Here is an 11,002-nt window from a genome sequence, read left to right as displayed (position 1 = left end):
CCCGGTGTGGTGATCTACGACGAACGACTCTCCGTCCCGCTGCGCTGGTGGCTGGCCGCCCTCGCGGCCGCCGCCGCGCTCACGGCCGCCCTGTTCCCGCTCGGCCACCTGTGCGCGGCGGCCGCCGGCGCGATGCTGCTGCTGGTGCTGGCCCCGGCGTTCCGCGGCTACGGCGCGGTCCGGATCCGGATCTGCGACGGCGTGCTGGTGGCCGGCCCGATCGTGCTGCGCGGCGAGCACACGGGCACGGTCGAGGTCCTCGACGAGCCCGCCGCCTTCGCCTGGCGCACCCGCCTGGCCGGCCCCCGCGCCCGACTCCTCATCCGCGGCTACCTGCCGCACGCCGTCCGCGTCGAGGTCGCCGAGCCCACCCTGCTCTGCCCCTACGTCTACCTCTCCACCCGCCACCCCGAATCCCTCGCCGCCGCCCTCACCGAAGCCCGCGACCACTACGCCACCCCGGCCGCGGCCGGCCACTGACCCGGGGGCGGGAGCCCGAGCCTTTCGCCGGGGGGGCTGTCTCCGCCTCGCCACCGGGACACCTTCCGGACCTGATCGGTCGCGGTCGGAAATGTCTCCCGGCCGTGGCCGGCCGCCGGCTTGGTGACGGGGAGCGTCGGCCCCCGCTCGCCGGGGGGCGTCTCGCCTCGGCTGCGGACAGCTCGCCGTGCTGTCGTCGCGCCGGCGGCCGGCTGCCGGCCCCCATCCTCCGGCCTGGTGCGGCCGGATCGGGGAGGGGCCGCTACGAGCGCGGTTCCCCGGTCGGGGCCATGACGGCTCGGGCCAGGACGTGGCCCCGGATGACGAAGTGCAGCAGCGCGAGGGTGGAGTCCTCGCCGACGCCGAGCTCGCGGACCGACTCGACGTCCAGCGCGTGTACGGCCGTGTAGTAGTGGTGCAGTCCGGTGCCGGCGGCCGGGGCGGCGCCGAGGTAGCCGACGAGGCCGGCGTCGTTCCTGAGCTGGAACGCCTCGCCGGGGAGCTCGGCCGCCGGGTCCCCGGCCCGGGTCGGCAGGGCGGTGGTGTCGGCGGGCAGGTCGACCAGGCCCCAGTGCCAGAAGCCGCTGGGGGTGGGGGCGTCGGGGTCGATGACGGTCACCGCGAAGCTCCTCGTACCGGCCGGAGCCCCGGACCAGGACAGCTGCGGCGAGGCGTCCTCCCCGCCGGGGACGCCGAACCGGCCGCTGTAGTGCCGGTCCGCGTAGGGCGCGCCGTCCGCGGTGTCCTGGCTCGCCAGGGCGAAGGACGGCAGGTCGGGGTCAAGCCGGGTGTAGGGGTCGACGGACACACCGGTCTCCAGAGGCTCGTCAGCGGGCGTCCGCGCCATCGGAACGGTTCGGCGCGCACGGGTCCGCGGCCCACGCGGCCGCGCACGCCCAGTCAGCCCCGCCGCCGTCGGCGCCGCAACCCGGCGTCGCCCAAGCGGGGCGCGGCCCGGGCCCGCAGACGTGGCTACCCGCGCGCCCCCGGCACGCCACCGCGCGCGGCGTCCGGGGCCGGTTGCGCGGCGGCGGGCGGGGAATGCTCGCGCGGATCCGACGGCTCGACGGGGGCTGGTCTCGATGGTGTGGGCGCGGGTACGGGTGCTGATCGGCTTCGGGGCGTTCGGGGTGTTCTGGGGCACCTGGGGCGCGCTGATCCCGGAGATCCGGCAGCGGGCACGGGTGGACGACGGCGAGCTCGGCCTCGCCGTGCTGATGATCGGAATCGGCGCGCTCTGCTCGATGCGACCGGCCGGCGCGGCCGTCGACCGGTTCGGCCGCTCCGCCGTCGCCGCCTGCCTGCTGCTGATGGCGGTGGCTGCGGTCCTGCCCGGCCTGGCCCGCGGCGCACCGGCGCTGATGGCCGCCCTGGCGGTGCTCGGCGCGGCCTCGGGGGCCGTCGACGTGGCCGTCAACTCGCTGGCGAGCGAGGAGGAGCAGCGCACCGGGCGGCTGATGAACGCCGCCCATGCCTGCTTCTCCGCCGCGGTGCTGCTCGGCGCCCTGGCGACGGGCCTCGCCCTCGGCCACCGACTCGCGGCGGACACCGTCCTCCTACTGGCGGCCGCACTGCTGGCCGGCGCGGCCGCGGCGATCTGCCTCCGCCGGGAGGAGGCCCACCTGGACCGCCCGGCGCAGCCCCGCCACCGCCCGGGCGTCGCGCGCCGGCCCCTCCTGCTGCTCGGGGGGCTGTGCGCGCTCGCGTTCCTGGTGGAGAACGCCTGGCAGAGCTGGAGCGCGGTGATGCTGCGCTCCGTCTTCGGACTCGGCCCCGGCCCGGCCGCCGCCGGACCGGTGGTCTTCGCGGCGTCCGCCGCAGTCGGACGGCTGGCCGGCCATGGCCTCGCGGCCCGGCTGTCGCAACGGCGCCTGCTCGTCCTGGGCGCCACGGTGGCGGCCCTCGGCACCCTGGGCGCCGCCCTGGCACCGGGCGCGGCGACGATGCTGGCGGGCCTGGTGGTCGCGGGCCTCGGCACCTCGGTCTGCGCGCCGACGATCCTCTCCCTCGCCGGAGCACGGGCCCAGCCCGGGACGCGCTCCGCCGCCGTGTCCGTGGTCGCCTCCGTGGGATACCTCGGCTTCCTGATCGGCCCGGCCGCCGTCGGCCTCACCGCCTCGGCGGCGGGCCTGCGCACCGCGCTGACCGGCGTCGCCGGAGCAGCGGTACTCCTGGCCTGCGCCGCCTCCCTCTCCCTGCCGCCCCAAGAGCCCGCCCAGCGGTAGCCGGCCGGGTCACAGGACACCAGAGACACCGCACGGGACCAGCGCGTCAAATGGCTGTCGGAGCCCTTGTTGCGAAAGTGGATCTTTCTTTGGAACGATTTTGGTCCGGAATGAGAGGAACGGCCGATCACCATGAGGCACGAATCGAAGGCGTGGTACAGCGCCAGGACCTTTTACCGATGGCTGACCTCGGAAGGCCGTCCCTATGAGGAGCGTGTCGTGCTGTTCCGGGCACGTTCCCTCGACGAGGCGATCGAACTGGCTGAGCGGGAGTCGGCCGAGTATGCCGGGGCGGGTGGCCTCGAAGTCCTGGGCATGGTGGAGGCGTACCGGATCTCCGACGGCGACGAGGCGGTGGGTGTGGGCACGGAGGTGTTCTCCAAACTGCATGCGCTCGACCTCCCGGCGGACGCGTTCCTCGACCGTTATGACTCGGGGCCGGCTCACACGCAGATCAGTGAGTGATGCCGCCGAACGATGATCATGGTGCGGCGCGCGAGGGGATGCGGCGGATCGGCAGTCTGACCGGAGTCATCGCCGCGGCGCAGGCGAGGCACCGCGGCGATGCCCGGGGCGGGATTCTGCGGGCTCAGCCGGTCGAGGTGGAGGCCGGGTGGGTGAGGTAGGGGAGGTCGGTGACGGGCTGGTCGTGGAAGTGGCGGTCGAGGATTTCGGTGAAGGCGCGGGGGCGTTGGAGGGGCATGAAGTGGTCGGTGCCGCCGACGGCGACGAACCGGCCGTGGCGGTAGGTCTCGGCGAGGCGGCGGCCGCTGTCGGGTGGGGCGACGGCGTCGTGGGCGCCGTTGAAGACCAGGACCGGGATGTCCGGGGTGGGGGCGTCCACGATCAGGGGGTTGATCCGGGTCCGGCGGCAGTTCTGGATGATGCGCAGGACGGACTGCTCGTCCGAGGCGGCCAGTTGGGTCCTGACCAGGTGGGAGACGTGCCGGGTGCGGCGGTCGGCCGCCCAGTGGTGGACGGGGGAGAGGAGGTCGACGGCCCACTCGGCGAAGCGGGCGACCTCGCCGCGCTCGATCACCGCGAGCCCGTCCGCGAGGTCCGCGAGCGGGCCGGCCGGTACCTCCGCCGCCGCGCCGCACAGGGCCAGCCGGGCCAGCCGCCCGGGTGACCGCTGGGCGAGCCGGTGGACGATCATCGCGCCGTAGGAGAGCCCGACGACGTTGAGCGCGGGGTGGCCGAGCCGGTCGACGGCGTGCTCGACGGCATCCGCGAGGAAGTCGAGCCCGTACTCGGGCGGTAGCGGGTCGGACGACCCGAGGCCCGGGGGTTCGAGGACGATCAGGGTGGCGGCGGCGGTCAGCGCGGGTTCGTGGTAACGCCAGGAGTGCACGTCCTGGAACACCCCGCCGACGATCAGGATCGGTTCGACGGACGGGCTCTCGTGGTGGACGACCCGGCAGCGGTAGCCGAAGCCGCCGTACTCGAACCCGATGATCTCTTCCCGCTGCTGCACTGGCGGTCCCCGTCCTGGTCGGCCGGTCTCGGCGTACCGGCGTTCAGCAGGGCAACGAGTCGGTCGGACGCGGGTTCGGCCGGGGGCCCACCCACCCTCCGGATGCCCGCGAACGCCGCCGGGCCGGCCGACCGGGGCGTAACCGATCGGGTGGCCCGAGCGTTGGTGATGGCCGTTCGTTCGCATCCGACCGGGGTCGGGTCGGTCGGCGGCGTGTCAGGGCTCCGGCTCGTCCTCCTCGGGGAGGGTCGCGTCGAGGGTTTCGGCCACGGTGACCTCGATGATCCGGTCCCGTTCCTCGGCGGTGAGCGGGAGGGGCGGGGTGTCCGCCCGCTCCAGCCGGATCCGGACGGTGCGGGTGACCACCTCGCGGCCGGGCTCGGGGGTCTGCCGGCGGAGGTCGCGGTAGACGCCCCAGGCGAGGGTGGCCACGCTGACCACCAGTGAGCCGAGGGCGACCGGGTCGAGGTAGCGGTCGGGGCGGGTGGACGCGCCCCGGGCGTGCAGGGCGGCCTCCACGTCGGCGGTAAGGGTGGGGGTGCGCGGGGTGGTGAGGCGCAGGGCCGCCGCGCGGGCGCCCGCCTCGATCGGGTCGGTCGTCATACGGGTTCTCCTCGGCAGGGTCGGCGGGGGCGGCAAGCCCGGAGAGGCGGGCGGTCAGCTCTGGACGTGGTCCCGGACGGCGCCTGGCAGACGGCGCCCGGTGACCGACCGCCAGGCCCGCTCCAGGGCCCGCAGCCCCAGTTCGCGCGTCAGCAGCCGGAGGTTGACGGCGCTGGGCCGGGCGAGCGGGTGCGGGAACTCCTCGAAGCAGGTGACGCTGCGGACCAGCCACTCCAGGGCCTCCCGTGGACGCCCCTGCTCCTCGGCGAGCAGCCCGAACTGCCCGAACGTCCGGGCCAGCCCGGGCCGGTCCTCGATCCGGTGCGAGACCTCCAGGGCCTTGCGGTACCAGGCCTCGGCGTCCGCCGCCCGCCCACCCGCCTGGGCCGTGACGCCGCGCTGGTGGTACGTGGTGGACAGTCCGGCCGGATCGCCCAGTTCCTCGCGGACGGTCATCGCCCGGGCGAGCCACCTCTCGGCGTCGGCGAGGTCCCCCCGCTGGAAGGCGACGAGTCCGAGCTGGTGGTGGCTGGACGCCGTGCCGTGCCGGTCGCCGATGTCCTGCCGGAGCTCCAGGGCCTTGCGGTGCCAGGCCTCCGCCTCCCGCAACCGGTCCCGCATCGAGGCCAGCATGCCGAGCTGGTGGTAGCTGCGGGCCGTGTCGGGCCGGCTGCCCAGCTCCTCGGAGATGGCCAGCGCCTCCTTGCACCACTCCTCGGCCTCCGCCAGCAGCCCGAGGTCGGTGGCGATGGTGGCGAGCTGATGGTAGATCCGTGCGGCCTTCGGCCGGTCGCCCAGTTGCTCGGCGACCGCCAGCGCGCGCCCGTACCAGTTCCCGGCCTCCTCGAACCGCCCCTGCTCCTGGGCGAGGAGGCCGAGCTGGTGGTAGGCGGGGGCGGCCCGCTGCGGGCCGCCCCGGCGTTCGTGGACCGCCAGCGCCTGCCGGGTCCAGCGTTCGGCGTCCGCCAGTCGGCCGCGGTGGTGGGCGATCACGCCCAACTGGTGGTGGGCGACGGCGGTCAGCTCCTCCCGGTCGAGCTGTTCCAGGACGGTCAGGGACCGCAGGTACCACTGCTCGGCGTCCTCCCAGTCGCCCCGGTCCACGGCGACCCGGCCGAGTGCCTGCTGGGAGTGGGCGAGGTTGGCGAGCCGTTCCGGGCCGGGCGGCTGGCGCCGGACGGCCTCGTGGATGGTGCGGAAGGACCGTTCGGCCTCGTCCGGGCGGCCCCGCAGCAGCTGCCGCTGTCCCTCGGAGCCGACCAGGAAGACCCAGAGCGCCCCGGCCGGGGTGTCCAGCCCGGGCGGGCCGCCGTCGGGGCCCTCCAGCGCGAGCCGCGCCCGGTCGACCCAGCCGCGCGCCTCCGCGTACAGGCCGCGGAGGTCCCAGTAGTCGTCGAGCGGCCGGACGATGTGCAGGGCCTGCTCCCACAGGCCGTGGTCCAGCGCGTGGCCGAGCAGGCTGCCGACGGTCCGCCGCTGGTGGTCGATCGCCGTCAGGGCGAAGTCGGTGTTCCCGCCGTTCAGTTCGCGGTGCAGCAGGGAGCAGAAGTGGGCCTGGGCGTCGACCAGGGCCAGCAGGGCGGCCGCGCGCTGCTCGGCGAAGTCGGCTTCCTCCGCGCGCCATCGGGCGGTGAGGTGCGCGGGCAGCGCCGGGTGGAGCCGGAAGGCGGCCCCGGCGGACTCGGTGAGCAGGCCGAGGCCCGCCGCGCGGCGCAGCAGGCGCTGCCACTCCTCGCCGTCGCGGTCCCGGAACCGGGCGGGGGTGAGCGGGTGCCGGGAGAGGAGCTGGAGGAGGTTGGCGTCGGCCGTCCCCTGGAACAGCGTGACGGCCGCCAGTGCCCGGCGGTCCGCCTCCGGCAGGTGGGCGAGCGAATAGGCGATGCTCGCCGCGAGCGACGCGCCCCGCGCCTCGCGCTCGTCGCCCAGCAGCCGGGCCTCACCCCGCATCAGCGCGTCGAGTACCTGCCGGGGTTCGCGGATGGCGAGGGACGGCAGGACGAGCCGCATGCTCAGCGGGTGCCCGTCCAGCCATTCCAGCAGCTCGCCGAACGCCCGCTGCTCGCGCCTGCGCGCCGTGCCGGGGTAGGGGGCCAGCACCTGCTCGGCGTACTCGACGGCCTCCTCCGGGTCGAGGCCGGCGACCTCGATCCGGAGCGGGTCCGGGCCCAGCCAGTCCTCGGGGGTGCGGCTGGTGAGGACGACCGTGCTGCGCCCGCGCCGGGCGACGCGTTCCAGGAAGGCGCGCAGTTCGGCGCGCTGGGCCTCGGCCAGCGGCGGGGTGGCGCCGGTCGGGTCGGGCATCGAGTACACCGACTCGACGTTGTCCCAGATCAGCAGCAGGCTGCGGGCGGCGAGCAGCCGTTCGACGGCCTCCTGGCGCTTGGCCGGGGGGAGGAGGTCGAAGCGTTCGTCGTCGGGGAACAGCCGGCGGCCGAGGCGGTCGATCACACCGGTCAGGCCGAACGAGGCCACACCGGGCTCGAAGGTGTGCCAGATGACCGGGTCCGGGCCGGTCACTGCGCCGGTGTCCCGGCACCAGCGGCCGAAGGCCTTGGCCAGTTCGGTCTTGCCCACGCCGCCGGAGCCGTGCAGCACCACGACGCGCCGCAGCCGGGCGCCGACGTCCAGCCTCAGCAGCAGGCCGTCCCGGCCGACGAACTCGCCGACCGGCGCCAGGCCGTCCGGGCCGCCGTCCGGGTCCTGGCCGTCCGGGGCGTCCGGATCGACGATCTCCGCCTCGACGAGGTCGAGGATCCTGCTGCCGAGGTCCTCGTCCAGGTCCTCGGCCAGGTCCTCGTCCACGTCCTCGCCGGGGCCCGCGCCCGGAGCGGTCCCGGACCGCAGGCCGGGCAACGCGACCTCGTTGCGGCTGTACAGGACCGGCACCATCCAGTCGGCCAGCGGTAACCGGCCCTTGGGCGAGGGCCGCCGGTCCTGCGCGGCGAGCTGCCGGCGGCCCGCCGTCACCGCCTCCGACACCCGGTCACCGGCGAACAGCCGCTCGTAGAAGGCGCCCATGAACTCCGCGGCGGCCACCGCGTAGACGCTGTACGCCATCGCGAGCACGGCCAGCGCGCCCTCCTGGAGCAGCCGGGTGGCCACCGCCGCCTCCACCTCGGCGGCCAGCGCGGCCGACTGGCAGGCGTTCAGGACCACCAGCGGCACCTCGGCGGCGGCCAGCACCCGGGCGACCCGCTCGGCCGGCACCAGCTCAGCGCCCCCGCCCGGCGTCTCGAACACCAGCATGCCGCGCGGCCCGGGCCCCTGGAAGGTCAGCGGGCGGCGGCCCACCCCGGGCCGGAGCGGGGCGTCGTCCCGGGTGTCCGTGCCGAAGACGCCGTGGCCGTCGAAGTGCACCAGCTGGAACGGCCGCCCGGCCGCCCGCGCCTCCTGCAGCACCTCGCTGAGCCGGGCCAGCGTCGGCGGGCGCAGCACCACCAGTTCGAGCTCGCCGCGCACCGCCTTCAGCCGGCGCAGCAGCGGCCGGGCGATCATCCGGTAGCCGACGTCGTCCGGACCGGCCGGCCGGGCGATCACCAGCAGCACCCGCAGGCACGAGCCGCTGACCCGGAACACCCGGCCGAGCTGCGCCGTCGGCAGGTTGCGGCTGACCGCCACGCCGTCCAGCGCGAGCGGTGACGGGCGGCCCGGATCGGCCATCAGTTCCCAGGGGAGGGCGAGCAGCCGGGCACTGTCCGAGCGCAGGACGAGTTCCAGCCCGCCGCCGCGGGCCCGCGCGCGGAGGTAGGCGTCCCGGGCGGGGCCGGTGCCGAACAGGGCGGCGAAGATCCGCGCCCCCCACTCCGGGAGGCGCCGGGCGATGTCGGGGCCCCGGTCGCCGTAGACGCCGAACGGGGCCCGGAGGTACTCCTCCAGGTACCAGCGCAGGTCGGCGAGGTCCCGGTCGTCGAGCGGCCAGCGGAGCTCGCCCGCGTCGACGGGGGGTGCGGGGATCGCCTCGCCCGGGGGCCACTCCATCACCGACACCCGGCCGCCGGAATGGAGGTCCAGCACCAGACGTTCGACCACAACCGCCCCCCAGCGAACCCGGGCGGCCGTGCGGCCGTCCCACTGCGGAGCACAGAGTAGCGGTGTCGGCACCGCGTGCGGGCACCCGGAAGCAAAGACGGGGTAACGATCCGCACCCGCTCGATCCTCCCGGCCGGAGCCGGGCCGGAGCCGGGCCGGAGCCGGGCCGGATCGGCGGGCCCGCTCCCGGCGGCCCCGCTGCTCAGCGCCGGTCGTCGGACTCCGGCTCGTCGTCCGCCTCGGGGCCCGGACCGACGGCCGCCGCGGCGCCGTAGAGATCGTCGTCCCCGTCGTAGTCCGTCCCGCCGTGGCGCGCCCTGCCGTGCTCCGTCCCGCCGTGGCCCGTCCCGCCGTGGTCCGCCGCGCGGACCGGGCCGGGCCCGCCGCCCGGTCGCCTCAGGCGTCCGGCGAACAGGTCGTCGGGCGCCGCTTCGCTCATCTCGGACAGGGGTTCCGTCACCCCGTCCGGCTCCTCGCCGCCGGCCATCGGTTGCTCCAACCCGCTGCTGCACTGGATAGGGCCGAGGGTACTCCCGGACCGTGGGCCGCTTCGTACGGTGCGGAGCCGCAGGGCGCCCCCGGCCTGGCCGGTCGCGGGTGCAGGCGCCGTGCCCGAAGAGGCATACCGAACGTTCCGTCGGTGCCCGGCGGGCCGCCCCCGCCTCCCGGCGGTCGGCCGACGGACGCGCCCCGTTCGTCCGGCCGCCATCGGCGATCAAGCGGCGGACCTGCGCCGCAGGGCGTCCGCCCCGCGTCGGCGCGGCCGTCCGGCCCGCCCCCGGGTGGCGCGAAACCCGCCGCCCGGCGATCCCGTCGGTGATCTGCGTCACTTGACGCTGAATTCCGGCTGGGATTCACTCTTGCGGCGTCGGGAAACGGAGCGGGAAATTCTGCGGAATTGCCGTCACGACCCGGCGGTCGGAATGTCTGCCAATACCGCGCAATCACTGGAGGTGCTGTCATGAAGCTCGTTCACTTCGTGAAGAAGGTCATGCCGGAGAAGAGCCTGAAGGCCTACGCCTGGTACCGCTGGGTCTGATCCGGTCGCTGACCGAAAGGGCCGGGCCCGGCGACATTCGCACGCGCCGGGCGCGGCCCGCCCACCCCTGCCCGCCACCCCGCCCACCCCTTGGAGTCACGGATGGCTGTGTCCAGCACCGGCCGGAGCGGCCGGGTCACCCGCTTCGCGCCGCGGATCGACGCGCTGCTGCGCGAGCACCGGGGCGCCGACCTGTTCCGCCTGGAGGCGGACACCATCGGGGTCGCCGGCCCCGAGCTGATGGACGGGCTGCTGCGCGCCAGGCCGGCCAACGCCGAGGAGCGCCCGACCTTCAAGCCCGTGCAGGGCCGGCTCGTCACCCGGGCCGACGCGTCCGCGCTCATGCAGGCCGTCTCCGCCGACGTCCGCACCGCGCTCAGGAAACCCCTCGAACCCGACGCCGACCTTTCCGGGAAATGGCCGGACGTCGCCCACGCGTACCTCCGGGACCTCGTCTTCGGGCGCGAGAGTTTCCGTTTCCGGGTCCTCGTCGACCGCCGCCTGGAACTCACCCCGAAATTGACCTGGATGGCGGTCGCGGCCGGTACCGCGATGCTCGGGAAACCGGGCACCGAAATCCCGCTGTCGAATTTGGCGGCCCGGGCGCTGGACGCCGAGGGTTATCGCGACCGCCGGTACGCCATGTACCTCTACCGACGGGTCGCGGCGCCGATCTGCTTCACCGTCTCGGCGCTCGTCACCAACGCGCTCTGGCTCGGCTCGCCGTTCGACGACGAGGAGGTGTCGAACCGGGACGTCCTGCTGGAGGCGCTGCGGCTGCTGCCGCCCTCCTGGAACATCCTGCGGGTGGCCTCGTCCGAGTTCCGGGCCGTGGACGGCCGGATCGGCGCCGGGGACGACGTGCTGATGTTCCCGCTGCTCAGCCACCGCGACCCCCGCCTGTGGGAGGACCCGGAGGAGTTCCGTCCGGCGCGCTGGCGCGACCTCGACCCCGACGACCACCCCGGCTACCTGCCGTTCGGCCACGCCGACGAACGCTGCTGGGGCCGCCACATGGTCATGCCGCTGGCCGAGCGGCTGCTCGACCTGGTCCGCCGCGACGGGCTCGTGGTGAGCCCCGACCAGACCGTCGGCCGGGTCGAACTGGACGGGCTGCTGGAGGTCGCCGACGTCCGCATGGTCCGCCGCTGA

Annotated in this window: 10 protein-coding genes; 5 read left to right on the top strand and 5 right to left on the bottom strand. The window is 75.3% G+C overall.

Going from position 1 to position 11,002, the window contains the following annotated elements:
• Window positions 1-6: 6 nt before the first annotated feature.
• Entirely contained in the window at window positions 7-480 is a 474-nt protein-coding gene (locus tag AB0N76_RS11325; RefSeq protein ID WP_363555633.1) for a DUF3093 family protein, read from the top strand.
• 262 nt (window positions 481-742) lie between these two features.
• Here the strand turns inward: AB0N76_RS11325 and AB0N76_RS11320 are convergent, their stop codons facing one another.
• Complete coding sequence (locus AB0N76_RS11320; RefSeq protein WP_363555631.1) at window positions 743-1,288, bottom strand: YbhB/YbcL family Raf kinase inhibitor-like protein; 546 nt, start codon at window positions 1,286-1,288, stop codon at window positions 743-745.
• Between the two features lie 274 nt (window positions 1,289-1,562).
• Between AB0N76_RS11320 and AB0N76_RS11315 the strand changes: the two genes are divergently transcribed.
• Complete coding sequence (locus tag AB0N76_RS11315; protein WP_363555629.1) at window positions 1,563-2,705, top strand: MFS transporter; 1,143 nt, start codon at window positions 1,563-1,565, stop codon at window positions 2,703-2,705.
• A 132-nt stretch (window positions 2,706-2,837) separates the two neighbouring features.
• The gene (locus AB0N76_RS11310) at window positions 2,838-3,170 is read left to right on the top strand and encodes a hypothetical protein (RefSeq protein ID WP_363555627.1); all 333 of its coding nucleotides are present in this window, start codon (window positions 2,838-2,840) and stop codon (window positions 3,168-3,170) included.
• A gap of 124 nt (window positions 3,171-3,294) precedes the next feature.
• Here AB0N76_RS11310 and AB0N76_RS11305 read toward each other — a convergent pair whose 3' ends face one another.
• The 4 genes from AB0N76_RS11305 to AB0N76_RS11290 all read right to left on the bottom strand — a co-directional run bounded on the left by AB0N76_RS11305 (window position 3,295) and on the right by AB0N76_RS11290 (window position 9,271).
• Window positions 3,295-4,179, bottom strand: a complete 885-nt coding sequence (locus AB0N76_RS11305; RefSeq protein ID WP_363555625.1) for an alpha/beta fold hydrolase — start codon at window positions 4,177-4,179, stop codon at window positions 3,295-3,297.
• A gap of 216 nt (window positions 4,180-4,395) precedes the next feature.
• Window positions 4,396-4,782, bottom strand: coding sequence for a hypothetical protein (locus AB0N76_RS11300; RefSeq protein WP_363555623.1), 387 nt, complete (start codon window positions 4,780-4,782; stop codon window positions 4,396-4,398).
• Window positions 4,783-4,836: 54 nt separating this feature from the next.
• Complete coding sequence (locus tag AB0N76_RS11295) at window positions 4,837-8,811, bottom strand: tetratricopeptide repeat protein (protein WP_363555621.1); 3,975 nt, start codon at window positions 8,809-8,811, stop codon at window positions 4,837-4,839.
• 202 nt (window positions 8,812-9,013) lie between these two features.
• On the bottom strand, window positions 9,014-9,271 hold the full coding sequence (locus AB0N76_RS11290; RefSeq protein WP_363555619.1) for a hypothetical protein: 258 nt from the start codon (window positions 9,269-9,271) through the stop codon (window positions 9,014-9,016).
• A 501-nt stretch (window positions 9,272-9,772) separates the two neighbouring features.
• Here AB0N76_RS11290 and AB0N76_RS11285 point away from each other — a divergent pair.
• Window positions 9,773-9,850, top strand: coding sequence for a tryptorubin family RiPP precursor (locus AB0N76_RS11285; RefSeq protein WP_363555679.1), 78 nt, complete (start codon window positions 9,773-9,775; stop codon window positions 9,848-9,850).
• Between the two features lie 102 nt (window positions 9,851-9,952).
• Window positions 9,953-11,002, top strand: coding sequence for a cytochrome P450 (locus AB0N76_RS11280; protein WP_363555617.1), 1,050 nt, complete (start codon window positions 9,953-9,955; stop codon window positions 11,000-11,002).

The organism is Kitasatospora sp. NPDC093806, from assembly GCF_040683335.1.
Taxonomy (GTDB): Bacteria; Actinomycetota; Actinomycetes; order Streptomycetales; family Streptomycetaceae; genus Kitasatospora.
This window is presented reverse-complemented; position numbering and strand designations above follow the sequence as displayed.